Origin of the sequence: Streptomyces canus (assembly GCF_001514145.1) — a bacterium.
Lineage (GTDB): Bacteria > Actinomycetota > Actinomycetes > Streptomycetales > Streptomycetaceae > Streptomyces > Streptomyces canus.
On record NZ_KQ948664.1, the window covers coordinates 283,007 to 307,611 of the forward strand.

General features: G+C 69.4%; 19 protein-coding genes and 1 pseudogene. 8 read left to right on the top strand and 12 right to left on the bottom strand.

Annotated elements, in window-relative coordinates:
* Positions 1-10 precede the first annotated feature (10 nt).
* The 8 genes from AQJ46_RS28330 to AQJ46_RS28365 all read right to left on the bottom strand — a co-directional run bounded on the left by AQJ46_RS28330 (position 11) and on the right by AQJ46_RS28365 (position 8,622).
* Positions 11-793 (bottom strand): ABC transporter ATP-binding protein, encoded by a 783-nt coding sequence (locus tag AQJ46_RS28330; RefSeq protein WP_079072449.1) that lies wholly within the window; start codon positions 791-793, stop codon positions 11-13.
* Positions 790-2,301: an efflux RND transporter periplasmic adaptor subunit gene (locus AQJ46_RS28335; RefSeq protein WP_063803851.1), complete on the bottom strand. Its 1,512-nt coding sequence runs from the start codon at positions 2,299-2,301 to the stop codon at positions 790-792. The genes AQJ46_RS28330 and AQJ46_RS28335 overlap by 4 nt, the downstream gene beginning before the upstream one ends.
* Positions 2,302-2,304: 3 nt before the next feature.
* Positions 2,305-3,138: a hypothetical protein gene (locus AQJ46_RS28340; protein WP_059208248.1), complete on the bottom strand. Its 834-nt coding sequence runs from the start codon at positions 3,136-3,138 to the stop codon at positions 2,305-2,307.
* Between the two features lie 230 nt (positions 3,139-3,368).
* A complete protein-coding gene (locus AQJ46_RS28345; protein WP_057608990.1) occupies positions 3,369-3,782 on the bottom strand; it encodes a hypothetical protein in 414 nt (137 codons plus the stop codon).
* A gap of 413 nt (positions 3,783-4,195) precedes the next feature.
* Complete coding sequence (locus tag AQJ46_RS28350) at positions 4,196-5,062, bottom strand: hypothetical protein (protein ID WP_059208249.1); 867 nt, start codon at positions 5,060-5,062, stop codon at positions 4,196-4,198.
* Between the two features lie 67 nt (positions 5,063-5,129).
* Complete coding sequence (locus AQJ46_RS28355) at positions 5,130-5,636, bottom strand: SigE family RNA polymerase sigma factor (protein ID WP_059208250.1); 507 nt, start codon at positions 5,634-5,636, stop codon at positions 5,130-5,132.
* Between the two features lie 169 nt (positions 5,637-5,805).
* Positions 5,806-7,632: an acyl-CoA dehydrogenase gene (locus AQJ46_RS28360; RefSeq protein ID WP_059208251.1), complete on the bottom strand. Its 1,827-nt coding sequence runs from the start codon at positions 7,630-7,632 to the stop codon at positions 5,806-5,808.
* A gap of 132 nt (positions 7,633-7,764) precedes the next feature.
* Complete coding sequence (locus tag AQJ46_RS28365) at positions 7,765-8,622, bottom strand: intradiol ring-cleavage dioxygenase (RefSeq protein ID WP_059208252.1); 858 nt, start codon at positions 8,620-8,622, stop codon at positions 7,765-7,767.
* Between the two features lie 119 nt (positions 8,623-8,741).
* Here AQJ46_RS28365 and AQJ46_RS28370 point away from each other — a divergent pair, with 119 nt between their 5' ends.
* Positions 8,742-9,218 (top strand): SseB family protein, encoded by a 477-nt coding sequence (locus tag AQJ46_RS28370; protein WP_057608985.1) that lies wholly within the window; start codon positions 8,742-8,744, stop codon positions 9,216-9,218.
* A gap of 37 nt (positions 9,219-9,255) precedes the next feature.
* On the opposite strand, the gene AQJ46_RS28375 is transcribed toward AQJ46_RS28370, so the two are convergent.
* Positions 9,256-9,993 carry a TetR/AcrR family transcriptional regulator C-terminal domain-containing protein gene (locus AQJ46_RS28375; RefSeq protein WP_059208253.1) on the bottom strand — a complete coding sequence of 246 codons (738 nt, stop codon included), beginning with the start codon at positions 9,991-9,993 and terminating at the stop codon, positions 9,256-9,258.
* Positions 9,994-10,138: 145 nt separating this feature from the next.
* Between AQJ46_RS28375 and AQJ46_RS28380 the strand changes: the two genes are divergently transcribed.
* The gene (locus AQJ46_RS28380; RefSeq protein WP_059208254.1) at positions 10,139-11,632 is read left to right on the top strand and encodes an MFS transporter; all 1,494 of its coding nucleotides are present in this window, start codon (positions 10,139-10,141) and stop codon (positions 11,630-11,632) included.
* 120 nt (positions 11,633-11,752) lie between these two features.
* The gene (locus AQJ46_RS28385) at positions 11,753-12,724 is read left to right on the top strand and encodes a pirin family protein (RefSeq protein ID WP_059208255.1); all 972 of its coding nucleotides are present in this window, start codon (positions 11,753-11,755) and stop codon (positions 12,722-12,724) included.
* Positions 12,725-12,814: 90 nt separating this feature from the next.
* Here the strand turns inward: AQJ46_RS28385 and AQJ46_RS28390 are convergent, their stop codons facing one another.
* Positions 12,815-13,594, bottom strand: coding sequence for a BRO-N domain-containing protein (locus tag AQJ46_RS28390; RefSeq protein ID WP_079072450.1), 780 nt, complete (start codon positions 13,592-13,594; stop codon positions 12,815-12,817).
* Positions 13,595-13,813: 219 nt separating this feature from the next.
* On the opposite strand from AQJ46_RS28390, the pseudogene AQJ46_RS55535 reads away from it, so the two are divergent.
* A pseudogene (locus tag AQJ46_RS55535) lies at positions 13,814-13,927 on the top strand (AI-2E family transporter); the annotation flags it as partial.
* Here AQJ46_RS55535 and AQJ46_RS28400 read toward each other — a convergent pair.
* The gene (locus tag AQJ46_RS28400; protein ID WP_059208258.1) at positions 13,897-16,023 is read right to left on the bottom strand and encodes a SpoIIE family protein phosphatase; all 2,127 of its coding nucleotides are present in this window, start codon (positions 16,021-16,023) and stop codon (positions 13,897-13,899) included. The pseudogene AQJ46_RS55535 and the gene AQJ46_RS28400 overlap by 31 nt on opposite strands.
* Positions 16,024-16,165: 142 nt before the next feature.
* Here AQJ46_RS28400 and aspS point away from each other — a divergent pair, with 142 nt between their 5' ends.
* The 4 genes from aspS (at position 16,166) to AQJ46_RS28420 (ending at position 21,245) form a co-directional block, all read left to right on the top strand.
* Positions 16,166-17,929: an aspartate--tRNA ligase gene (gene aspS / locus AQJ46_RS28405; RefSeq protein WP_059208259.1), complete on the top strand. Its 1,764-nt coding sequence runs from the start codon at positions 16,166-16,168 to the stop codon at positions 17,927-17,929.
* Between the two features lie 76 nt (positions 17,930-18,005).
* On the top strand, positions 18,006-18,842 hold the full coding sequence (locus AQJ46_RS28410) for an intradiol ring-cleavage dioxygenase (protein WP_225887411.1): 837 nt from the start codon (positions 18,006-18,008) through the stop codon (positions 18,840-18,842).
* A 129-nt stretch (positions 18,843-18,971) separates the two neighbouring features.
* Entirely contained in the window at positions 18,972-20,300 is a 1,329-nt protein-coding gene (locus tag AQJ46_RS28415; RefSeq protein WP_059208261.1) for an MFS transporter, read from the top strand.
* Between the two features lie 30 nt (positions 20,301-20,330).
* Positions 20,331-21,245 (top strand): intradiol ring-cleavage dioxygenase, encoded by a 915-nt coding sequence (locus AQJ46_RS28420; protein WP_059208262.1) that lies wholly within the window; start codon positions 20,331-20,333, stop codon positions 21,243-21,245.
* A gap of 86 nt (positions 21,246-21,331) precedes the next feature.
* On the opposite strand, the gene AQJ46_RS28425 is transcribed toward AQJ46_RS28420, so the two are convergent.
* Entirely contained in the window at positions 21,332-24,541 is a 3,210-nt protein-coding gene (locus tag AQJ46_RS28425) for an FG-GAP repeat domain-containing protein (protein WP_159064054.1), read from the bottom strand.
* Positions 24,542-24,605: the final 64 nt, after the last annotated feature.

Consider the following 24,605-nt stretch of genomic DNA (forward strand, 5'->3'; position numbering starts at 1 on the left):
CGCCTGTCGGTCACTCGGCGACTCCCTGCGGCAACAGGGCCCGCCGGGGGCCTCGGCCGGGCTGCTCCGCGAGGACGCCGTCCCGGATGGCGACGGTGCGTTCCCCGTGGGCGGCGACGGCCGGGTCGTGGGTGATGACGAGTACGGTCATGCCCTCGGCGTGCAGCTCGTCGAGCAGCGCCAGGACGCTCTCGGCCGTCGCCGTGTCCAGGTTGCCCGTCGGTTCGTCGCACAGCAGCAGTGAGGGCCTGGCCACCAGAGCGCGCGCGATCGCCACCCGTTGCCGTTCACCCCCGGACAGCCGCGTCGGAACCGCGTCGATCCGGTGGCCGAGCCCGACCCGGGTCAGGGCGGCACGTGCGCGTGCCGTGCGGTCGGCGCGGCCGGAGCGGTTGTAGACCATGGCGAGGGTGACGTTCTCGAGCGCGCTGCGGTGCGGCATGAGGTGGAACGACTGGAACACGAACCCGATGTGCCGCCCGCGCAGCGCGGCGCGGGCCGCCTCGCCCGCGCCGGCGACATCGATCCCGTCCAGGAGGTACGAGCCTTCGGTCGGGGCGTCGAGCAGCCCCGCCACGTTGAGAAACGTGGACTTGCCCGACCCGGAGGGCCCGATCACGGTGACGAACTCGCCCCGCCGCACGATCAGGTCGCACGGACGCAGCGCGGTGACGGGCGGCGGGCCGGGGTAGGTCAGCCCGACCCCGCGGAACTCCATGACCGGGACCTCGGGCCCCGGCCCGGGCACGGGCGCCTGCGGCGAGCCGCGGCGGGTGTGGGCGCGCAGCCTCATGCACCGCCTCCCGGGGCCTGCCGTATACCGGTGACGACAAGGGCGCCCGGGTCCAGACGGCCTGTGCCCAGGGGAACCACGGCCACGTATCCGTCGCCCTGGGTGCCGGCCCGGACCTGCACCCGACGCTGTGTGCCGTCCGCCGCCACGACGGTGACCGCGCTCTTGCCGTCCGAGCCCACGGACACGGCGGTGACCGGCACCACCAGTGCCTTGCCGTCCGTGGAACCGGCCTCGACGGTCAGCCGCACCTCCTGACGCGCCAGCGCGCGGTCCAGGGGCTTGTCGGGCTCCACCACGACCGGGTAGCCCTGGCTCGCGGCCGGGGCGCGTTCGCCGTCCGACCCGTCCTCGGAGGTGCCGTCCTGCTCCTGGCCCTCGTCCAGGGTCTCCGACACGGACCGCACCTTCCCCGGGACGGTGGTCCCGGAGCGCTCGGCGAGGATCTCGACCCGCTGTCCGGCCCTGACCAGGCCCTTCTGACGTTCCTGCAGATATCCCCGGACGACGAGCCTGCCCGCGGACACCGTCATCACGCCGGCGGTCACCCGCGCGCCGACCGCCCCGGACACCGAGTCCACCCGGGCCGGGAAACCGGGCAGGAACACGACCTCGCCGGCGGGCAGCATGGGACCGGCGGCGGCCTGGGCATCGGCCAGGTTCTGACGAGCCGTCTGCAGGTCCTCCCGCGCCCACTCGACGGCACGCCGGGCCTCGGCGTCGCCACCGCCACCGGTGTTCGTGCCGTCCTCGCCGTCGGCCGGTGTTCCCGAGGGAGACGGCGCGGCCGTGTCTGCGGCCGACTGCGCCTGCTCCAGCGCGCGTTCGGCGGACCGTACGCCCTCCTCCGCCGCCTCGACCGCCTCGCCGTCGTCGTCGACCGCGGGCCTGGGGTCGTAGCCGAGCCCGGCGTAGAAGGCCTGGAGCGCCGATTTCGTACCGGCCCGGAAGGTGCCGGACGGGTCGTTCCCGGTGCCGTGCCCGAGGTTCCGCAGCGCGTTCTGCAGCTGGGCGACGTCGTCGCCCTTGGCCCCGGGCTTGAGGTCCCGGTACACGGGGAGCTCGCCCTTCAGGACGAACACCGGGCGGCCGGACACCTCCAGCAGCAGCTGACCGGCCCGGATCGTGTCCCCGGCGTCGACCGGGAGCTTCGTCACCACGGGTTCGGCGGCGCCCTCACCGCCCGACGCGACGGGCGCCACGGTCACGGACTGTCCGGCCGCCACGGTGCCGCGCAGCACCACGGTCTCCTTCAGCACCCGCCGCTCCACCGGCGCGGTCAGCACGTCCGCGGCCGGTGGCTTCGTGTCGGCGGCGGCCTGGGCCGGTGACTTGATGACCTGTGAGGCGGCGAAGCCGGCCGCCGCCAGCAGGGTCGACCCCACGGAGACGGCGGCCACCCACCGGCGGCGGGTCATCCGGGCCCTCGCGGTCGGCTCGGTGTCCGGCGCCGGCCGCAGCTGGTCCGGGCGCGCCTGCTCCGGCTCGGATCGCGTCTGATGATCCATCGCTCACCCGGCCTGCGCGGCAGCGGCGGCCTTGAGCATGGTGTCGATGTTCTTCCTGACATCGGCGAGCGCCTCGGCGTTCTGCTCCACGGCCTGCTCCTGGTAGGCGTAGTCGACCGCGAACCAGACGCCCACCACGTTGTGCTTCGCACGGCACTCCTGGTCGGCCGTGGCGACCTGGATCTCGTGCCGGGTCGGCTGCGGCGTCTTCGCCCATTCCTCGTCGCCGAGGGCCGCCAGCGGGTCGGTGTAGTCGAAGCCCTTGTCCTTCATGCAGGTCGACCACGTGGCGAACACCGCGCGGGTGCGCTTGTCCTGCTGGGCCTTGGTGAGCGTGTCGAACTTGAGGTCGTTGGCCAGCTTCGCGTCGCCCGTGTTCCCGTTGACCGAGCCGGTGAGCTTCTTGCGCCCCTCTCCGACACACCCGTGGTCCGGTACCTTCTGGCCGTTGACGACCTGTCCGCCGGGCCCGAACTTCTGCTTGGGGTCGTCCGATCCGCGCTCGGCCGTCTGCATCGCGGCCGTCATCTTCTGGCCCTTGTTCCCCCAGGGGCTGTCGTCCTCCACACCGCCCGCGGCGTGGTAGCCCCACTTCTCCGCGTCCTCGGCGTTCTGCCGTCCGAAGCGACCGTCGGTCCGCGTGGTCGGGGCGTCACCCGAGGACGCGGCGGTCGCGGCCGCCGGGGGCGTGTAGTCGAATCCGAAGCGCTTCATGCAGTCGGTCAGGATGCCCGCGTAGGCGTTGTTGATGGTCTCGCTCTGCTCCGGGTTCAGCAGATAGGTGTCCAAGGGCATCGACTTGTCATTGGCGTTGGTGATCTTCGGGGTTTCGGCCACGGCGGGAGGTGCCTTGGGATTCCCCTTCGATTCCGCCGAAGAGCTGTCGCCGTCCGAACAGCCGGCCAGGAGAAACGGCACACAGACCAGGAGAGCAGAAAAGCGGCGCATTGCACGAGACACGATGGTGGCTTCTTCCGATTCTTCTGAGTGGGGTTCCGATTCCGGGCTCGATTCCCGTGCCGGGGGTACGAGCAGAAGCCCGCACCCCCGCGTCCTTCGGACGGGACTCAGATGTTCTGGCCCGATGCGTTGTTGTTCTTCAGAGACGAGTTGAGGTTGACGGTCGCGTAGGACGGGATGGTCTGACAGGCGACGGAGCAGCTGTAGCCGCTGTTGTAGTAGACCCGGAAGTTCGAGCTGATCCAGCTGTCCACCGCGGCGGCGTGGTTCTTGACCTCGACGCCGGCTCCGGCGCTGCCGTTTCTCCCGCTGCTGAAGTAGCGGCCCTGGTAGTCCGGGACCTTGTCGTACTGCACGTAGACCGCGCCGTAGCCATAGCTGCTCGAGTTGAAGTACAGGCAGACCTCGCCCGTCGCGCAGTCGTAGTTGATCGCGGCCGACGCCGGTGCCGCCGTCACCAGGCCGGCGCTCAGTGCGCCGCCCGCCACCGCGGTCGCCGCGATGAGTTTCCTGATTCGCATGCCGATCCCTTTCTGTTGCGGTTCGGATTACTCCGGATACGCTCACAAGAAAGGGCAGCCTCTCGCTGTGCTGCCGCTGCGAATTCGGAACAGGTGGAACGGGACGAGACTCTTGCTGAGAACGGCCGAGAGGATCTGCCCACTGCGCGGACTGCTGCCTCGAATTCGCGTTCCCCAGACTAGGTCGCGTTTCGCTCGGCGGCCGTTCCATTTCTTTTGGGGACGTCCGAAAAGCGATCAACCATCCGTGTTTACGAGGGTGGCGGCGACGTAAACCACCGCCCGGTATGTCGTGGTTGACCATGAAATACCCCCTGATGGAATACGAAATTCCATGTATGTGGAATGGATGACTCTGGCGGGAATCTTGTGCCCGCTGTGACCGCCGAAGCGGAAGAGGACGGACGGGTGTGTCATCCGCCGGCCTCCTCAGCGGCGTCGTTCACCCGCGGCTCGACCCACTGCTGCCACCGCTTGCTCGTCGCGAGGGCCTGCACCTGGGCCGCCCGGTACGCGGTCCCGGTCGCGGTCACGACCACGCGCGTACCGTCCGGGCGCAGTACGTCGGCGGTGAGTTCGGCGGCGGAGCCGCTGCCGCGTTCGTGGAAGAGCAGTACCGACCCGTCCCCCAGCTTGGCGATCCGGCAGCCGTCGTCCCCCGACCGGCAGGCGTAGTGCCGGCCCAGGCCGTCGGACGAGGGCATGTGGGTCGGACCCACCACCTCGGGCTTGCTCGACTGGCGGCTTCCGGGCCAGGCGCCACCGTCCTGGCCGCTCTTCTTCGGCTCCTGGACGAACGCCCCCTGCAGCCACACGGCCACCGTGCCCCCGTCCGCCAACGCGACCTTGCCGTACGTCTGTACGGCGGTGTACGCCGGGTCGCTGTCCCGCGACTCGGTCTTCGTCACCGAGGGCCCGCCCGGCAGCAGCTCGGTCAGCAGGGCGACCGTGGCGGCACCGGTCACGGGTTCCTTGCCCGGCGGGGCGGAGTCGCTGCCGACGGAGAAGTCGGGCAGAGCGACGGTCTGCATCGTGTCCCCCCGCTGTCCGGGCAGGGCGAGGAGCAGCGCCGCGGCCGTCAGTGCCGCCGCCGCCGACACGGACGTGCTCCACAGCGCCAGCCGCCTGCGGCGCCGGGTGCGGGTGCCCCGGGCCACCCCGCCCGCCACCATGAACTCGGTGCGCAGGGGGAGGTCGTTCAGCGCGGTGTCCAGGACGCGGGAGAACTCGCGGCCGTACCGCAGGTCGTCGTCGAGGGGTGGGGACTCGTCGTGCCGCATGGGTGCACCGTCCTTTCCGGTGTCGTGGGGTCCAGGGCGGGTCCGGCCGCCGGGGCCGGAATCGGGGTCAGTGCACGGCGATCGAGTCCTGTCCGTCCCCTATCGTCCGGCGCAGTCTGGCCAGGGCTCTGCTGCTGCGGTTGCGCACCGAACCCTTGGTCATGCCCAGCACGGACGCGGTCTCCTCCACACTGCGGTCCTCCCAGTAGCGCAGGACGACGACCGCTCGATCGCGTGGCGGCAGTTCTGCCAGTGCGGCGAGCAAGGTGACGCGCAGGGCGCTGTCCGGGCCGGAGGAGGCGTGCTCGGGCAGTGCCGCCACGGGATGCTCCGAGGAGCGCCGCAGCCGCCGGTGCGAGATGTAGGTGCGCATGAGCACCGTGTGGGCGTACGCCTCCGGGCTGTCCGCGCGCCGTACCCGGGACCAGGACGAGAAGATCTTTCCGAGTGCCGTCTGCACCAGGTCCTCGGCCAGGTGCCAGTCGCCGCTCATCAGCAGGGCGGTGCGGAAGAGGCGCGGTGTGAGGGCGCGGGCGAACCCCTGGAACTCGTCCAGAGTGTTGGCAGTCGACACTCGGTTCCGCCCTCTCCTCGCCGTCAGCTCCTCCACACCCGGTAGACGCGTCGGCCCACCGCCTGTGTCACACCCGGCCCGGAGATTTTTTCCGGGTACGAAAACGGCGGCGGCCCGCTCCCCACGAGGGGAGCGGGCCGCCGCCACGGCGGGCCGGAGACCGGTCGGATCAGAACGCGGCCTCGTCCAGCTCCATCAGGTCCAGCTCCACGCCCTCGGCGATCTTGCGGGCCAGCGTCACGCCGGGCAGGACGTTGGCCGCGAAGAACTTCGCCGCCGCGATCTTGCCGGTGTAGAACGCCTTGTCCTTGGCGGAGGCGGTCTCCAGCTTCTCGGCGGCGATCGCGGCGCCCTTGAGGAGCAGATAGCCGACCACGACGTCACCCGAGGCCAGCAGCAGGCGGCTGGTGTTGAGGCCCACCTTGTAGATGTTCTTGACGTCCTGCTCGGTGGCCGCGAGGTCGGTCAGCATCAGGCCGACGATCGCCTCCAGCTCGACGGCCGCCTTGGCCAGGTGCTCACGGGCACCCGCGAGGTCCTCGCCGCCCGTGCCCAGCGCCAGGAACTTCTTGATGTCCTCGGCGAGGGAGTTGAGGGCCGCGCCCTGGTTGCGGACGATCTTCCGGAAGAAGAAGTCCTGGCCCTGGATCGCGGTGGTGCCCTCGTACAGGGTGTCGATCTTGGCGTCGCGGATGTACTGCTCGATCGGGTACTCCTGGAGGAACCCGGAGCCGCCGAAGGTCTGCAGCGACTGGGCGAGCTGCTCGTACCCCTTCTCGGAGCCGTAGCCCTTGACGATCGGCAGGAGCAGGTCGTTCAGCGCGTGCTCGGTCTTCGTGTCCTCGCCCGTGGCCTCCTTGACGGCGATCGCGTCCTGGATCGAGGCGGTGTAGAGGACGAGCGCGCGCATGCCCTCCGCGTACGCCTTCTGCGTGATCAGCGAGCGGCGCACATCGGGGTGGTGGGTGATGGTGACCTTGGGCGCGGTCTTGTCCATGAAGTTCGCGAGGTCCGGGCCCTGCGCGCGCTCCTTGGCGTACTCCAGGGCGTTCAGGTAACCCGTCGACAGCGTGGAGATGGCCTTCGTGCCGACCATCATCCGCGCGAACTCGATGATCCGGAACATCTGGCGGATGCCGTCGTGCTTGTCGCCGATCAGCCAGCCCTTGGCGGGGTGCCGGTCGCCGAAGGTCATCTCGCAGGTGTTGGACGCCTTGAGGCCCATCTTGTGCTCGACGTTCGTCGCGTACACGCCGTTGCGCTCGCCCAGCTCGCCGGTCTCGAAGTCGAACAGGTACTTCGGGACGAGGAAGAGGGACAGCCCCTTGGTGCCGGGGCCGGCACCTTCCGGCCGCGCGAGCACGTAGTGAAGGATGTTCTCCTCCATGTCGTGCTCACCGGACGTGATGAAACGCTTGACGCCCTCGATGTGCCAGGAGCCGTCCTCCTGCTGGACCGCCTTGGTACGCCCGGCGCCGACGTCGGAGCCCGCGTCGGGCTCGGTCAGCACCATGGTCGAGCCCCAGGTCCGCTCCACGGCGATCCGGGCGATCTTCTTCTGGACCTCGTTGCCCTCGTCGAAGAGGATCCCGGCGAACGCCGGGCCGGAGGAGTACATCCACACGGCCGGGTTCGCGCCGAGGATCAGCTCCGCGTACGACCAGATCAGGGACGGCGGAGCCGTCGTGCCGCCGATCTCCTCGGGAAGGCCGAGCCGCCAGTACTCGGAGTCCATGAAGGCCTTGTAGCTCTTCTTGAAGGACGCCGGGACCGGGGCGGTGTTCGTCTCCGGGTCGAAGACCGGCGGGTTGCGGTCGGCGTCCGCGAAGGACTCCGCCAGCTCGTTCTCGGAGAGTCGGGTCAGCTCCTCCAGGATGCTCTTCGCGGTCTCGACGTCCATCTCCGCGAACGGGCCGGTGCCGTACAGCTTGTCCCGCCCGAGTACTTCGAAGAGGTTGAACTCGATGTCGCGCAGATTCGACTTGTAGTGCCCCATGGCGACGGCTCCGTTAAGAGTTCGGCGAGGCACGTCGTTCCTCGCGCTAGTTCACATACCAACAAGTAGCTACGATGATGATGCTACCCGTCGGTAATAAGTCGCAACCCCGATCCGGCCATCTGTGACGGTTCACACCGCGATGGTCAGGGTGGCGGTGTACCCCTCCGCCACGCTCCCCTTCACCGCCGCGAGCTGTTGGTCGTGGCCGTCCCTGAAGACGCTGTCCGACTCCAGCGAGAGCCGGCCGAGGTTGTCCACGCTGCTCTCGTAGCCCTCGGTGGCGTACACCGTGTCGCAGACGTCCTTCGGGAGCGCGAGCTGCGAGGTGCTCGTGATCGCGGTGGCGCTCGTCGCGTCCTGGAGGCTGCCGTAGACCTCGAAGTGGATGTGCGGCCAACGGCCGGGGTAGCAGCCCGGGAAGACGCTGGTGAAGGTGACCTCTCCCCGGTCGTCGGTCTCCTGGACACCACGCAGGTAGTTCTCGTCGGCGACACCCTCGGTGTACAGCGAATAACCGCCCTCGCGGTCGCAGTGCCACACATAGACGGCCGCGCCCCGCTTCGGGGTCCCGCAGCCGGAGGCGGCGTCCACGACCGTGAGCGTGAAGGTCAGGGGGACTCCCTCGGCGGTCCCGCCCGCGGAGTCGCCGAAACTCCTGGTGATGTCGCCGCGGACGACCCCGCTCTCCTTCAGCACGTTCACGCCGTTCGAACCGTCACCGGGATAGGGCCCGGCGGTCTCCTCGGGGACGGTGACGCACTCGGCGGAACCCGCAGAACTCGCCGAGGGCGAAGAGGGCGAGTCGGCGGCCGCAGGAGAAGAGGTGTCGTCGGCGGTGCAGCCCACCAACGGCACCAGACCCGCCCCCACCCCCGCCATGAGGCGGATCATCCGTCGGCGGGCGAGCACGGGAAGGTCGTAGGAGAGCCCTCTGTCGTGCTCGTGGATCTCGTCCTCAGGGACCTCGTCGTCGTGATGTCGGCGCATGGATCGACGCTACGAGCGCGGGTCGCCGGAAGCCCAGGGCCGGCGGCTGTCGGGTCGCTGTCGGTTTCCGGCCGCCGGTAGCCGCCCGCCGCGCCCACCCCCTCGGTACTCTTACGCCCATGTACGGCTACGACCAGAGCGCTGGTGCCCAGCAGCAGTACGGCGTCCCGCCACAGCAGCCCATGGCCGGCGGTGTGGGCGGGTACGGCCAGCAGCCGCCGCTGTACCCCGAGCCGTCCCCGCCCTCCCTCGCGGACGCGGTGCGCGCCTTCACCACCGGGCAGATGTCGGCCGAGGACTTCCAGCAGGTCTTCGCCACCTCCAAGGTCTACTGCCCGCGCGGCGACAACCCCGGATTCCTCGCTCTGCACAACACCCAGCAGCCGGTGATCCCCATGTTCACCACCCTCAAGGAGCTGCGGCGGTACGCGGGCAAGGAGTCCAAGTACTTCGTGATCACCGGCGCCGAGGTCCTCGACCTGCTGCCGACCGGGTACGGGTTCGTCCTCGACATGGAGGGTGAGCACCGGATCGTCTTCGACGCGAAGGCGGTGGAGCAGATGGTCGAGTTCGCCATGCGGAGGATGTACGGGTAGCGCGCTCACCGCCCCGCGGGTTCAGGTGCCCGGAAGTTCAGGAGCCCGGAGTGTCAAGGCGCAGTGACAGGCCGTCCAGGACGATGTCCAGGGCGGCCTCGAATTTCGCGTCCCTCAGCGCCGCCGGGTCCGTGGTCGCCGCCTCCTCCGTCTCGGCGTAGCCCTGGGACAGATGGCTGTGCGGGGCCGTCGCCTGTTGCACCGCGGGCAGGAGACGGGCGATCAGGCCCGACTCGGAGTCACCCGAGCGGGAGACCGTGGTGAGCCAGGCGGCCTCCGTGGTGCTCATGCCGATCACGTACGACAGCACCGCGTCGATCGCCGTACCGGGATCGGGGAATCCGGCGGCCGTGAACAGCGCCGCGAGCCGCTCCGAGTAGGACATGAGGTTGGGGCCGAGATAGGCGAGGCCCGCCTGGCCCAGCACCGGGGGCAGCCACGGGTGCCGCAGAGCCGTCGTACGGAAGGACCGGGCCGCCTCCGTGACGGCCGCGCGCCACTCGGGACCGTCCGCCGGCGGGACGTGGATCTCCGCGGCGACCTCGTCCACCGCCAGCTCCATCAGCTCGTCCTTCGTGGCCACGTGCCGGTAGAGGGAGGCCGCACCGGCGTTCAACCGAGTGGCGAGCTTGCGCATGCTCAGCGCCTCGACGCCCTCCGCGTCCAGCATGACGATCGCCTCGCGCACGATCGCGGCACGGCTGAGCGCCGGCTGGTCGGACTCGCGCTGGGGGCGGGCCCAGACGGAGGGGATGGGGCTCGGCTTCGTCGTCATCGGTACTCCTTCTTCCGCGGCCCGACCTGATGCGTACGTCGTTCGCGTTGAGCGTACAGCAGTGGATACTTGCGTACGACGTTCCGGTGTGCGTACAGTGTTCGCAACGAGGGAACGGTGTTCACGAAGTCGGAGGGGAACTGTCATGGACGACGCCTTGAAAGCCCGCAACCCACGCCGCTGGTGGATCCTGGTCGTGCTCTGCCTCAGCAGCCTGGTACTGGTCGTCGACAGCATGGCGCTGACCGTGGCGGTGCCGGTCATGACCGAGGAGATCGGGGCGAGCACCCAGGACACCCAATGGATCCTGGACTCCTACATCCTGGTCTTCGCCGGCCTCCTGCTCACCTCCGGCAGTCTGGGCGACCGATTCGGCCGCCGGAAGGTGATGCTGATCGGGCTCCTGCTCTTCGGGGCGGCCTCACTGGCCGCGACCTGGTGCACCACCCCCGGCGAAGTGATAGCCGTACGCGTCGCGATGGGCATCGGCGGCGCCCTGATCATGCCGTCCACGCTCTCGATCCTCATCACCGTCTTCGACGAGGACGAACGCGGCAAGGCGATGGCGGCCTGGAGCTCGGTGGCGATGCTCGGTCTCGTCGGCAGCCCGGTGCTCGGCGGCGTTCTGATCGACCACTTCTCCTGGCAGTCCATCTTCTACCTGAACGTGCCGGTCGTGGCCCTGGCGATCGTCGCCGGTCTGACGCTGATGCCGGAGTCGAAAGCGCCCTGGCAGAAGGCCGACCCGCTGGGCGCCGTGCTGTCGGCGGCCGGGATGACCGCCCTCGTCTGGTGGATCATCGAACTCCCGCAGCACGGGGTGTGGACGGCCGCCCTGCCCGTCGCCGTGGTGTCCCTGGCCGGCTTCGTGATCTGGGAGAACGTCACGAAGTCCCCCATGGTCCCGCTGGTCCTCTTCAAGCACCGCGACTTCAGCGGCGGTTCGCTCTCGCTGGCCCTGGTCCAGACAGGCAACGGCGGCCTGCTGCTCGTGCTCACCCAGTACCTCCAGTTCGTGCTCGGCTACTCACCGGTCAAGGCGGGCCTGGCCTTCCTGCCCCTGGCGGTCACGGCCCTGCTGGGCAACGGCGTGGGTGTGAAGCTCGCCGCGAAGTACGGCAACCGATGGGTGATCCTCGCGGGCATGCTGGTGATGGTGGCCTGCTTCGCCCTGCTGACCACGGTCACGGCGGACTCCGGCTTCACCGTCCCGGCAGTCGCGCTCGGGCTGCTCGGGCTCGGTGCGGGTCTGGCGATGCCGGCCGCGGTGGCGGCCCTGATGGGTACGATCCCCGAGGACAAAGCGGGCGTCGGCTCGGCTCTGAACGACACCGTCCAGCAGGCCGGTACCGCACTGGGCATCGCGATCCTGGGTTCGCTCCTGTCGAGCGGCTTCGCGGCCCGGATGCCCGAGGGAACGCCGGAGCAGGCGAGGCACTCGATAGCAGCGGCGGTGGCCCTGAAGGATCCGGGGCTGGTGGCGTCGGCCCGCGAGGCCTTCACCGCCTCCATGTCCATGACCTTCACGGTCAGCGCGATCGGTGTCCTGGCGGCGGCACTGCTGGCGACGCTCGTGATGCGGGACGACCGGCGGACACCGGAGAAGACGGCTGATCGGGAACCGGAGCTCGCCGCCTGACCTCTTCAGGTGATGCGGGGTCTCGGAGAAGCCTGGAGGGAATGTCCTCCGGGCTTTTGCCGTTAGAGGTGGCAGAAAGTTCAACGCTCAACTAAACTCGAACCACAAGGAGGTACCGACATGCCTGCAGTGACTGTCGACAACCCGCTGACCCTGCCTCGCGTGGCCGCGACGGCGGACGCGGTGGCCCGTCCCGTCCTCGGCGTGACGACGGCGCCGAGTGGCTTCGAGGGCGAGGGCTTCCCGGTGCGACGGGCGTTCGCCGGGATCCATTACCGGAACCTCGACCCGTTCATCATGATGGATCAGATGGGCGAGGTGGATTATGCGCCCGGCGAGCCGAAGGGGACCCCCTGGCACCCGCACCGTGGCTTCGAGACCGTCACCTACATCATCGACGGGATCTTCGACCACCAGGACTCCAACGGTGGTGGCGGCACCATCACCAACGGCGACACCCAGTGGATGACGGCCGGCTCGGGTCTCCTCCACATCGAGGCTCCGCCGGAGGCGCTCGTCATGTCCGGCGGTCTCTTCCACGGCCTCCAGCTGTGGGTGAACCTGCCGGCCAAGGACAAGATGATGGCGCCGCGGTACCAGGACATCCGGGGTGGCCACGTGCAACTCCTGTCGACCCCCGACGGTGGCGCACTGCTCCGTGTCATCGCGGGTGAGCTGGACGGTCACCAGGGCCCCGGTATCACCCACACCCCGATCACGATGATCCATGCGACGGTGGCACCCGGCGCCGAACTCACACTTCCGTGGCGTGAGGACTTCAACGGACTGGCGTACGTGCTGGCGGGCCGCGGTTCGGTGGGTGCGGAGCGCCGACCGATCCACCTGGGCCAGACGGCGGTCTTCGGAGCCGGCGGCTCCCTGACGGTCCGCGCGGACGAGAAGCAGGACTCCCACACGCCGGACCTGGAGGTCGTACTCCTGGGCGGGCAGCCGATCCGCGAACCGATGGTGCACTACGGTCCGTTCGTCATGAACACCCGTGATGAGCTGCAGCAGGCGTTCGACGACTTCCAGAAGGGACGGCTGGGGACGATCCCCGCGGTGCATGGAATGTCGGAGGGCGGCCTGTAAGGGCTGCGAGGACGAGTACGGTACGGACAAGGCCCGAAGCCGCAAGCTTGGATTGCGGCTTCGGACCTGTTCTGTGTGGGCGCTCAGGGGCTACGGCAGCACGTAGAACGGTGCGCCGTCAGGAGCCCGGCCCACCTGCCGCACGCACCCATGCTCGGACAGCAACTCCAGGCAATCGCGGACGCGGTCGGGTGTCAGCCCTGTGCAGACGGCGATCTCCTCCATGCTGTAGTCGGCTCCGCCGTGCAGCAGGGCCGGGGCCAAGTGGGCAGCCACCTTGTGGATGTCCTCGGTGATCACGAGGTTCCTGGTCTTCCAGTTGATCAGGAGTTGCTCGGGCGTCAACTCCGGTGCCTGGACGGGCCGGGCGCGGTCGGTGGGCCGTCGGAGGGTCTGGGCGATGTCCCGCAGCACCTCGACCATCGCGGTCTGGCTGTTGTTGATCTGCCGCAGTAGCTCGTCCGTCCGGATGCTCCGCTGTTCGAGTGCGACGAGGGCATCGGTGATCTGCTGCGGCATGACGTAGGCCGTGCAACCGGTGGGGCCGGGCTGCACGGTGGCCGGTTCCAGGGAGTAGGAGCCGTCGCGCTGGATGGTGGCGATGACCTCCGAGACCCACTCCTTGAAGTGCCGGGAGGCGGGCTTTGTGCAGCCGTTGACCAACCGGATCAGACCCTGGAGATCCACCAGGTTCATGTCTCGTCGCCACTCCCGACCTGCGGGAATGCTGAGAGTGTGCCTTCCAGTCACACTCTCGAGAAAGTCTCGGTGTTCTTCGGGAACGTGGTCCAGCAGTGCCTTTCGGGTAGTGATGTACCCCAGCTCTTTGCACACGTCCACCGCCGGGAACCAGTGTGTCCCGTCCGGCATCGTCAATCTCCGCACCCGCGCCCCCGTCGCCGCGAACACGAAGTCGTTGATGTCGATCGCGTCCTGGCGCTGTTCCGTCTTGTTCTGCTCGTCCGTCGAGCATCACCTCCGCTCCGGAAACTAGGCACCGGCGCTTGCAACTGATGTCCGAAGGAAGGTCGTTCACCCGATATGGCGAAAGAAGTATCGATTCAGTCGCTGTCGTGGAGCCGCGGCTCCAGCCGAACCGCGATTCTCGGGACGCTGCTCGCCGTACCGCTGACCGCCGCCGCCTCCGGTGTCGTGGACGAGTTGCGGGAGCGCTACTCGCCGGCCTCCCCCGAGGACTCGTAGAGCTCGAACCAGATGCTCTTGCCCTCTCCCTGGGGGTCCACCCCCCACAGGTCCGCGAGGAGTTCGATCAGCATCAGGCCGCGGCCCGAGGAGGCCAGTTCGCCGGGGCGGCGTTTGTGCGGGAGGTCGTCGCTGGTGTCGGTGACCTCGATGCGCATCCGCCGGTCGCCCGCCTCACCGCGGACCTCGGCGAGCAGCAGTGCGTCCGCGTCGGTGTGGACCAGGACGTTGGTCAGCATCTCGGACAGCAGCAGGACCGCCGAGTCGACCTGGTCGGCGGAGGGCCAGTCGTGCAGCAGTTCGCGCAGTTGCCGGCGGGCCACGCCGACCCGTTCCGGTTCCGCCTGGGCGACCGAGAGCATCGTGCGGCGGACCGGCGGCGCCGCGACGGCCGTGTCCCCGCAGCCGCAGCCCTCTGACTGCCGGCACAGCAGCAGGACCGCGATGTCGTCCTCGCGGCGGTCGGCGAAGGGGCCGGTGGTGTGGTGGGAGGAGGGGCCGTGGACGGCCTGGACCAGGGCGTCGGCGAGTTCCTCGAGGCCGCCGTCGTGGCTCTCCAGGATGGTGCGGATGCGCTTCCAGCCGGTCTCGAAGTCGTGGCCGCCGGTCTCGATCAGCCCGTCGGTGCAGAGCATGAGCGTCTCGCCGGGCTCCAGGACGATCCGGGTCGTGGGGTAGTCGGCGTCCGGGTCGATGCCGAGGGGGAGACCGCCGGCCGTGCTGCGGGCCAGGACCGTGCCGTCGGCCTTGCGGGTCGCCGGGTCCGGATGGCCTGCCCGGGCCACCTCCAGGACGCCGGTCACCGGATCGCACTCGACGTACAGGCAGGTCGCGAAGCGCGTGTCGGAGGGGGCGTCGACGCCGTACGTCATGCCGTTCAGGAAGCGTGAGGCGCGGGAGAGGACCGCGTCGGGGCGGTGGCCCTCGGCGGCGTAGGCGCGCAGGGCGATCCGGAGCTGGCCCATGAGGCCCGCCGCCCGCACGTCATGGCCCTGGACGTCCCCGATGGCCAGGGCGAACCTGCCGTTGGGAAGCGGGATCATGTCGTACCAGTCGCCGCCGACCTGGAGGCCGCCGCCGGTGGGGACATAGCGGGCGGCGACGGTCATGCCCGGTATCTCGGGGCCGAGGGTGGGGAGCATCGAGCGCTGGAGGCCGTCGGTCAGCTCGCGCTCCGACTCGGCGAGGCCCGCGCGGGACAGGGCCTGGGCCAGCATCCGTGCCACCGTGGTGAGGACCGAGCGCTCGTCCGGTGTGAACGCGACCGGGTAGGCGAAGCCCGCCATCCACGCGCCCATCGTGCGGCCGGCCACCGTCAGCGGGAGGAACGCCCAGGACTGGCGCTCGAAGCGCTGGGCGAGCGGCCAGGTGACCGGATAGCGGGTGCGGTAGGCCTCGGGGCTGGAGAGATAGACGGCACGGCCGGTGCGCACGACCTCGGCGGCCGGGTAGTCCGTCTCCAGGGACATGTGGGAGAAGGGGCTCTCGTCTCCGGGCTGCTGTCCGTGGTGGCCGATGATCGTCAGGCGGTCGCCCTCGACGCCGAAGACGGCCAGGCCGTCGGGGCTGAAGCCCGGCATGGACAGGCCCGCGGCGACCCGCAGCACCTCGGCGGTGGAGCGGGCCTCGGCCAGGGCGCGGCCGGCGTCCAGCAGAAAGGCCTCGCGGGAGCGCCGCCAGTCGCCGGTGACCGCGGTGCGTCCGGCGGGGGTGCCGGGCACCGGCTCGGTGACCTCCTGGAGCGTGCCGATCAGCTGGAACGACTTCTTCTCCGTGTCGTAGGACGGCTTGGAGCGGCTGCGTACGGTACGGATCACCCGGCCCCGCTCGTCCATGATCCTGATCCGGACCTCGGCGAGCGTGTCCTCGGCGACGGCGAGCCCGACGACGCTGGTGATCTCGTTCCAGTCGACCGGGTGGAGACGGGCCCGGGCCTGGGCCTCGGTGAGGGTGGTCCGTTGGGCGGGCAGCCCGAGCAGCCGAGCTGCCTCGGCGTCGACCGTGACCAGCTCGGTGGCGGTATCCCAGTGCCACAGGCCGGTCGCGAGGGCGGTGAGGACGTCCCCCACGGCGGGCAGGGGCTCACCAGTGCGCATTGCCCCACTTTAAGAACAGGAGTTCCCGGAGTGCCACTGTTGGCCGAGTTGTAATAGTGGGAAGCGGTCCCGGGGGCCCCGGTAGGCTTGGGGGAGTTTCACGTGAAACAAACCCCGATCCGCGAAGGCTGGATGAACGACGATGCATCGGTACAGGTCCCACACCTGCGGCGAGCTCCGCTCCTCTGACGTCGGCACCGACGTCCGACTGAGTGGCTGGCTGCACAATCGGCGCGACCTGGGCGGCATCCTCTTCATCGATCTGCGCGATCACTACGGCATCACGCAGCTGGTCGCCCGGCCGGGCACCCCCGCGTACGAGGCCCTCGACAAGCTGACCAAGGAGTCCACGGTCCGCGTCGACGGCAAGGTCGTCTCCCGCGGTACCGAGAACGTCAACGCGGATCTGCCCACGGGTGAGATCGAGGTCGAGGTCGGCGAGGTGGAGCTGCTCGGCGCGGCCGCCCCGCTGCCGTTCACGATCAACACCGAGGACGGGGTCAACGAGGAGCGGCGCCTGGAGTACCGCTTCCTCGACCTGCGCCGTGAGCGCATGCACAAGAACATCATGCTGCGTACGGCGGTGATCTCCGCGATCCGTCACAAGATGACGGCGCTGGGCTTCAACGAGATGGCGACCCCGATCCTGTCGGCGACCTCCCCCGAGGGCGCCCGCGACTTCGTGGTCCCCTCCCGGCTGAACCCGGGCAAGTTCTACGCGCTCCCCCAGGCGCCGCAGCAGTTCAAGCAGCTGCTGATGATCTCGGGCTTCGACCGCTACTTCCAGATCGCGCCCTGTTTCCGTGACGAGGACGCGCGCGCGGACCGTTCGCCGGGCGAGTTCTACCAGCTCGACGTCGAGATGAGCTTCGTCGAGCAGGAGGACGTCTTCCAGCCGATCGAGAAGCTCATGACCGAGCTGTTCGAGGAGTTCGGCAACGGACGTCACGTCACGTCTCCCTTCCCGCGGATCCCGTTCCGCGAGGCGATGCTGAAGTACGGCTCCGACAAGCCGGACCTGCGGGCCCAACTGGAGCTTGTCGACATCACCGACGTCTTCGAGGGCTCGGAGTTCAAGGCGTTCGCCGGCAAGCACGTGCGGGCGCTGGCGGTGCCGGACGTCTCCGCGCAGCCGCGGAAGTTCTTCGACCAGCTCGGTGACTACGCCGTCTCCCAGGGCGCCAGGGGCCTGGCTTGGGTCCGCGTCACCGAGGACGGCTCGCTGACCGGCCCGATCGCGAAGTTCCTCACCGAGGAGAACGTCGCCGAGCTGACCAAGCGCCTGTCGCTGGCCGCCGGTCACGCGGTGTTCTTCGGTGCGGGCGAGTTCGACGAGGTCTCGAAGATCATGGGCGCGGTGCGGGTCGAGGCCGCCAAGCGCGCCGGGCACTTCGAGGAGGGCGTGTTCCGGTTCTGCTGGATCGTCGACTTCCCGATGTACGAGAAGGACGAGGAGACCGGCGCGATCGACTTCTCGCACAACCCGTTCTCCATGCCGCAGGGCGGTCTTGAGGCCCTGGAGACCCAGGACCCGCTGGACATCCTGGGCTGGCAGTACGACATCGTCTGCAACGGCGTGGAGCTGTCCTCCGGCGCGATCCGGAACCACGAGCCCGAGATCATGCTGAAGGCGTTCGAGATCGCGGGCTACGACCGTGAGACCGTCGAGGAGAAGTTCGCCGGCATGCTGCGCGCGTTCCGCTTCGGCGCCCCGCCGCACGGCGGTATCGCCCCGGGTGTCGACCGCATCGTGATGCTCCTCGCGGACGAGCCGAACATCCGCGAGACCATCTCCTTCCCGCTCAACGGCAACGCCCAGGACCTGATGATGGGCGCGCCGACGGAGCTGGAGGAGGCCCGGCTGCGGGAGCTGCACCTGTCGGTGCGCAAGCCGCAGCCGAAGTAGGGCTTTGCAGCGTAAGTGGCTCGGAACCGACGCCGGTTCCGAGCCACTTCGCTTTTCACGCCGCAAGGTCGTCGCGGTGGGCGCCGGCACGGTCGGGGTGGTGGTCCTGGGAGCCGCGGGTGCGGTGAACGCCTTCGCGGAGCACAAGGGCGCGGAGAGCGAGGCCGAGGCCTGCTACAGGATCACCTCGGAGACCGTCGAGGGTCCCTATGACATCGACGCCGACAAGATCCGCCGGGATGTCACCGAGGACAAGGAGGGGATCCCGCTCCTCCTCGGCATCAGGGTGATCGACTCCGAGACGTGCAGACCGATCCGGAACGCTGCCGTGGACATCTGGCACTGCGACGCGGTGGGCGTGTACTCCGGGTACGAGGAGGTGGGCAACGGCGGCGGGGGCGGCCCGGCTCCCACCGGAGCGCCCACCGACGCTGCCATGGGGACCCCGACCAGCACGCCCACCGGCATTCCCACCGGCCCTCCCCCGGGCGGCGGCCATCAGGAGCCCACCGACGACGAGCGCTATCTGCGCGGCACCTGGAAGACGGACAAGCACGGCCAGGTCACCTTCAGGACGGTCTTCCCTGGCTGGTACCGGGGCCGTTGTGTGCACATCCACACCAAGGTGCACGTCAACGGCGAGTGGACGGACGCCGGTGACGAGGGCGGCAACACCTGCCACACGGGCCAGTTCTTCTTCGACGAGGAGTCGGTCCTGGCCTCGGCCGAACTGGAGCCGTACGCCTCCAACACCGCCGAGCGCACCACGCTCGACGAAGACATGATCTACGACGGCGGCGCCGTCACGGGCGGTCTGCTCCGGCTGAAGTACCGCAAGGACGGCATCGGGAAGGGCGTCCGCGCGTCGATCACGGTCGGCGTGGACCCGGAGGAGACGAACGACGGGGTGTAGATCTCCTTCACCAAGTTCACATATATGGCCACGCGTCAGCCCGTTGACCCGGACGATCGTCCTCCGTATCGTCCTCCGGGCTCAGGTACGTGACGCGTGGGCATGTATATGAACAGAAGGGAGACAACGATGTCAGAACCGCTCGTCCCCGAGGCGGAGAGTCGTGCCGTGGCCAAGTTCCTGCGCCGCATGATGCCGCTGCTGGTCCTGATGCTGCTGGTCAACAACCTCGACCGCACCAACGTGGGCTTCATCCAGGAGGACCTCCAGGCGGACGTCGGGGTCAGCGCCACGGCGTACGGCTTCGGGGCGGGGCTGTTCTTCATCGGGTACGCCTTGTTCGAGGTGCCCAGCAACATGCTGCTGGAACGATTCGGCGCCCGGGTCTGGCTGACCCGCATCATGATCACCTGGGGTCTGGTGATCGTGGCCATGTGCTTCATCCACAACGTCACGATGTTCTACGCCCTGCGCTTCCTGCTCGGTGTCGCGGAGGCAGGCTTCTTCCCCGGCGCGATGCTCTACATCACCCAGTGGCTGCCCGACTCCAGCCGCGGCCGGGCCACCGCGGTCTTCCTGGGGGGTTCGGCCGCCGCCGGCATCGTGACCGGCCCGATCACCGGCGCCCTGCTGGAACTGCACGGGGCCGGCGGGATCGCCGGATGGCGCTGGATGTTCGGCCTGGAAGGCACCTTCTCGGTGCTCGTCGGCATCGTCGCCGGCTTCTTCCTGGTCTCCCGGATCGAGGACGCGCGCTGGCTCGACGCCGATGAGAAGGCGGCGCTGCGGGCCGCGGTCACCCAGGACCAGCAGGCCCGCAGCCGCGCGCCGAAGGTGTCCCGGCTCAAGCTGCTGGTCCACCCGCAGGTCCTGCTGCTGACCGGTGCCTTCTTCGCCATGACCCTCACCGGCTACGCGATCACCTTCTGGCTGCCCAGCCTGGTCGAGGAGATCGGCGGACTGTCCTCCTTCGAGGTCGGCGTCCTGTCGGCGATCCCCGCGGTCTGCTCCATGATCGCCATGTACTCCATGAGCCGTTTCACCGACCGCGCCCCGGATCGCCGCCCCTACCTCGCCGTCACCCTGGTCCTGTCCGCGGTCGGCACCTATCTCGCCACCCTCGGCAGCCCCTGGTTCGGCCTCGCGGCGATCACCCTCGCCGGCGTCGGCTCGAAGTGCGCGGCCACCCTCTTCTGGCCGATGGCCCAGTCCGGGCTCGACCTGAGGATCGCCGCACCGGGCCTGGCCCTCGTCAACTCCATCGGCAACCTGGGCGGTTTCGTCTCCCCGTTCCTCTTCGGCTATCTCAAGGACACGACCGGCAGCACCAACGGCGGCCTCTACACCCTGACGGCGGCCTCGCTGCTCGCGGTGATCGCGGCGAAGTACCTGCGGGGCGCCCGGGCCGGCGCAGACCTGCGCGAGCCCACAGCAAGCCACAGTCCGCTCCCACGCTGAGGACAGCCTTCTTACCTAACTTCGCCCTTCATGACGGGAAACCAGCCGAAACACAAGAAGGACCTGACGCGGCGCAAGGTCGTCGTCGCCGGAGCGGGCGCGGCCGTGGCGATGGGTGCGGGCGGCACCCTCGCCGCGTCGGGTGCGTTCGCGGGCGAGACGAGCACGAGCGCCGCCGCGAGCAGCAGTTCCACCGCGTCGGAGGCCTGTTACCAGCTCACCTCGGAGACCACCGAGGGGCCGTACTACATCGACGCCGACAAGCTCCGCCAGGACATCACCGAGGACAAGGAGGGCATCCCCCTCACCCTCAGGCTCAAGGTGATCGACTCCGAGACCTGCAAGCCGATCGCCGACGCCGCCGTCGACATCTGGCACTGCGACGCCCTCGGCATCTACTCGGGCTACGAGTCCTCGTCGACCGGCGGCGGAACCGCCCCGACCGACGCGCCCTCGGGCACGCCGAGCGGTACCCCGACGGGTGAGCCGCCGTCGGGCGCGCCGACCGGTGGCACCGGTGGCGGCGTCCACCAGGAGCCCACCGACGACGAGCGCTATCTGCGCGGCACCTGGAAGACGGACAAGCACGGCCAGGTCACCTTCAGGACGGTCTTCCCTGGCTGGTACCGGGGCCGTTGTGTGCACATCCACACCAAGGTGCACGTCAACGGCGAGTGGACGGACGCCGGTTACGAGGGCGGCAACACCTGCCACACCGGCCAGTTCTTCTTCGACGAGGAGTCCGTGCTGGCCTCCGCCGAGGTCGAGCCGTACTCCACCAGCACCACCGAGCGCACCACGCTCACCGAGGACACGATCTACGACCAGAGCGGCACCACCGGCGGCCTGCTCAAGCTGAAGTACAACAAGAAGAACATCGCCAAGGGCGTCATCGGCTCCCTCACGATGGGCGTCGACCCGGAGGCGACGAACGACAACAATTGACGTAACTCCGCGACCACGCACGAAGGCGCCCGGGACCGCACGGTCCCGGGCGCCTTCGGCTGATTCACCGCCGGTGAAATCCCCCTCTACGAAAGGAACTTGTAGCTGCTGAAACCGGTCGCGATCTTCACCCTCGCTCCGAACGACCCCTTGCCGTCACCGCTGTTGCGCCACACGGTGCCGCCGGTGTCGCGGGAGATCAGGTCCGCCCTGCCGTCGTCGGTGATGTCCCCGACGCCGACGATGGCGTTGTAGGAGCCGCCCCAATTGGTGAACAGCTTCGCGCGGGTCTTGAAGGTGCCCTGGCCGGTGCCGTAGTAGCGGTACAGGGTGTTGGACGTGTCCTGGGCCAGCAGGTCGCCGATGCCGTCGCCGTTCAGGTCGCCGGCGCCGACGATCTTCTTGTAGCCCTTCCAGTTGTCGTAGAGCTTCACGCGCGCGGAGAGCTTGCCGGTGCTGGTGCCCTTGTAGAGGTAGACCGTGCCGGTGGACGCCCCTCGCGCGATCAGGTCGGGGCGGCCGTCGCCGCTGAGGTCACCGGGCGAGGTCAGGACGTCGTACTGGTTCCAGCCGCTGGTGCCGAGTGAGGTGTACGACGTCGACGGCTTGACCGCCGCTCCGCAACCGGGCTTGTACAGGCGCAGGGCGCCGCTGCTCAGCCGGACCAGGACGTCGTTGCAGCGGTCACCGCTCAGGTCGCCGAAGGGGATCGCCTTGATGGTGGTGGGCCAGCCGCCGGCGCTGACCTTCTCGCTGAACCTGCCCGTGCCGCTGCCGCTGTGGAAGGTCAGGCCGCCGGAGGAGTTGAGGGTGAGCAGGTCGCCGCGCCCGTCCGGGCCGTCGGGGCTGACGAAGTCGTGGCGGACCGCCGAGCCGTGCAACAGGTAGCCCTCGCCGCTCGTCACCGTGACCGGGGCGGCCGTGCCCAGGCCGGTCGCCTTCAGCGTCCAGGTGAACTCGCCGTGAGGGAAGGGGATCCCGTTCGACGTCTTGCCGTTCCAGTTCGCCGTCACGTCCGCCGAGGCCGCGCCGCCGGTGATCGTGCGAGTGGCCCTGCCGGTCGCGCCGCTCTGCACCGAGGTGAAGGTCAGGGACCAGGAGGTGACCGGACGGGACAGCTCCCACCGGCCGGTCCAGGCGGTCGTGGAGCCGGGCTCCACATAGCCTTCGGCCTCCGTGCGGAACGCCGTCACCGCGGACGGGGTGACACCGGTGGTGGCCACATGCGTCTGCTCGAACGTGTCGAACCAGGCGACCAGACCCGTGTACTCGTCGACCGTCCACCGGAAGCGGCGGTCCACGGCGAGACCCGAGTCGGGCAGGCCGGAGGCGACCACGCGGGTGGTGCCCGTCGTCGTGTCCGTCAGGACCAGCTGGTCGCCCTCGTGGTCGTGGCGGACCGTGAAGCCGTCGCCGAGCAGGACGTCACCGGGGGTGACGGCGACGGACTTGGCGGCCTTGCTGTCGTAGACGCCCGCCGAGGTGCCGCCGCAGGACCAGTACACCCAGCGGCCCGCCGCCTGGAGCTCGCTCGGCACACAGCCGAGGCCCGGGACGTCGACCGTGGAGAGGGTCTTCCTCGTGGTCAGGCTGTACGAGGTCAGCCTGCCGGGGGTCGTGGTCGCGCTCCAGAGCGTGGAGCCGTTGAGGGCGGCGGCGCGGACCGAGCGCTTGAGCGGGTCGCCGTAGCCGAACTCGCCGACGTACTGCGTCGGTGTCGCACCGCCCGAGTTGTAGACGGCGTAGTTGTCGGACACGTCGACGATCGCGCCGCCCTGGGTGCCGTACGTCAGCGTGTGGTTGGACCAGCCGTCGTGGATGGCGACCAGCTGGTCGGCGTTCTCCAGGCCGCTGCCGCCCTCGTTGACGTCGGCGAAGGTGTTGAGGAAGACGTCCTCGGGCTCCGCGACGCTGTTGCCCCACAGGGCGGAGCAGCTGGTGCCCGGATAGGGGCACTTCGCGGAGATCGAGTCGCCGTCCGTGGCCGCGGAGGCGGTCAGCTCGGTGCTGCCGTCGGTGCTGAGGGTGCGGACCGAGGTCGTGTCCATGGAACTCGTGGAACTGTCCTCGGCCACCCGCAGGCTGCCCCGGCTCAGGGCCAGGCCCGTCTTGGCGTTCTCCAGCGGGGGCACCTTGGAGAGCTGCTTCAGCTGCGGGGTGCCGTCCGCGCCCGGGACGATCCGCTGGATCCACCAGTTGGCGGCATCCGCGCCGCCGGTGACCAGCGCGGTGCCGTCGGGGGCGGCCACGGGGGTGCCGTACGACCAGGTCAGCAGGGTCTTCTTGGTGCCGTCGGTCAGCGAGACGGCCCGGACGGCGCCGTTGTTGGTGGCGAGGACCAGCCAGTCGCCGACCAGGACGGGGACCGGGGTGCCGGCCAGGTCCTCGCCGGCCACCGGGGTCGTCTCGGCCGCGGTCAGGTCGGTGCGGGGCTTGAGGTGCAGGCCGGAGGCCTCCGTGTACCAGCCGACGCGGTCGTCGCTGAGCACGACTTCCGGCACCGTCTCCCGGGACAGACCGGTGAAGACCGGGGTCAGCTCGGCGGTGGCGAAGTCGAGGTAGCCGACGGTGTACGACGTGAGGTCGCCGTTCTCGTCGCGGTCCGGGTAGGTCAGCAGGGAGCCGTTCTCGTCGCCGGTGCGCGCGAAGTTCACCTCCCAGTACGCGTCGGCCGGGAAGCCGGTGACCAGGCGGTCGCGCTGCTTGCCGTCGACGAGGTCGACGAGGTGCAGCCGGTAGCCGGCCAGCTGCTCGCCGTCGACGACGCCGTTCCACTCGACAGTGACGGTGGTGTCGCCGTAGGTGCCGACGCGGGTGGCCGACTGGCGCAGGTCGAGGGTCCTGAGGGCGCCGCCGCCCGGGCTCCACAGCGACACCGGGTCGCCGTAGGTCCGGTCGGGCAGTGCCACGGTGTCCGCGGCTTGGCCGAACACGCCCGAGACGCAGCGCGTGGAGATGTCGTAGCAGGTGGCGGTGGTCGGCTGGTAGACCCCGGACGGGCCCTCGACGGGGACGGTGACGCCGTCCTCGTAGTCCGTCCACAGGAGGCCGGCGACCCCCGACTGGCGGTGCAGATAGCCGGTCGCGCCCGCGGCGAGCAGCCGTTCGGCGCGGGGGGTGGTGCTGCGGGGATCGTCCAGGACGATCTCGGTGGTGGCGGCCGTGGCGGTCGTGGCAGCCTGCGCGCCGGTGTCCTCGGTGCTGGAGAACAGGGTGATCGAGCCGGCCGCCACCGTTACGGCCAGGGCGGAGACGAGGGTCGTACGTGCCGCTCGTCTCGGGGCGTGTCTGCCCAACGCTGGTCCTCTCCTAGGAAGTCGGCAAACCTTATAGGAAGGTAAAAAGCGCTCCGCCACCGCC

Bases quoted from the DNA above. Each gene is read 5' to 3' on its own strand.
- AQJ46_RS28365 (WP_059208252.1), bottom strand. From the start codon at position 8,622: ATGCGCCGACATCACGACGACGAGGTCCCTGAGGACGAGATCCACGAG.
- AQJ46_RS28370 (WP_057608985.1), top strand. From the start codon at position 8,742: ATGTACGGCTACGACCAGAGCGCTGGTGCCCAGCAGCAGTACGGCGTC.
- AQJ46_RS28385 (WP_059208255.1), top strand. From the start codon at position 11,753: ATGCCTGCAGTGACTGTCGACAACCCGCTGACCCTGCCTCGCGTGGCC.
- AQJ46_RS28400 (WP_059208258.1), bottom strand. From the start codon at position 16,023: ATGCGCACTGGTGAGCCCCTGCCCGCCGTGGGGGACGTCCTCACCGCC.
- AQJ46_RS28420 (WP_059208262.1), top strand. From the start codon at position 20,331: ATGACGGGAAACCAGCCGAAACACAAGAAGGACCTGACGCGGCGCAAG.
- AQJ46_RS28415 (WP_059208261.1), top strand. From the start codon at position 18,972: ATGTCAGAACCGCTCGTCCCCGAGGCGGAGAGTCGTGCCGTGGCCAAG.
- AQJ46_RS28350 (WP_059208249.1), bottom strand. From the start codon at position 5,062: ATGCGGCACGACGAGTCCCCACCCCTCGACGACGACCTGCGGTACGGC.
- AQJ46_RS28335 (WP_063803851.1), bottom strand. From the start codon at position 2,301: ATGGATCATCAGACGCGATCCGAGCCGGAGCAGGCGCGCCCGGACCAG.
- aspS (WP_059208259.1), top strand. From the start codon at position 16,166: ATGCATCGGTACAGGTCCCACACCTGCGGCGAGCTCCGCTCCTCTGAC.
- AQJ46_RS28330 (WP_079072449.1), bottom strand. From the start codon at position 793: ATGAGGCTGCGCGCCCACACCCGCCGCGGCTCGCCGCAGGCGCCCGTG.
- AQJ46_RS28345 (WP_057608990.1), bottom strand. From the start codon at position 3,782: ATGCGAATCAGGAAACTCATCGCGGCGACCGCGGTGGCGGGCGGCGCA.
- AQJ46_RS28375 (WP_059208253.1), bottom strand. From the start codon at position 9,993: ATGACGACGAAGCCGAGCCCCATCCCCTCCGTCTGGGCCCGCCCCCAG.
- AQJ46_RS28390 (WP_079072450.1), bottom strand. From the start codon at position 13,594: ATGCCGGACGGGACACACTGGTTCCCGGCGGTGGACGTGTGCAAAGAG.
- AQJ46_RS28360 (WP_059208251.1), bottom strand. From the start codon at position 7,632: ATGGGGCACTACAAGTCGAATCTGCGCGACATCGAGTTCAACCTCTTC.
- AQJ46_RS28380 (WP_059208254.1), top strand. From the start codon at position 10,139: ATGGACGACGCCTTGAAAGCCCGCAACCCACGCCGCTGGTGGATCCTG.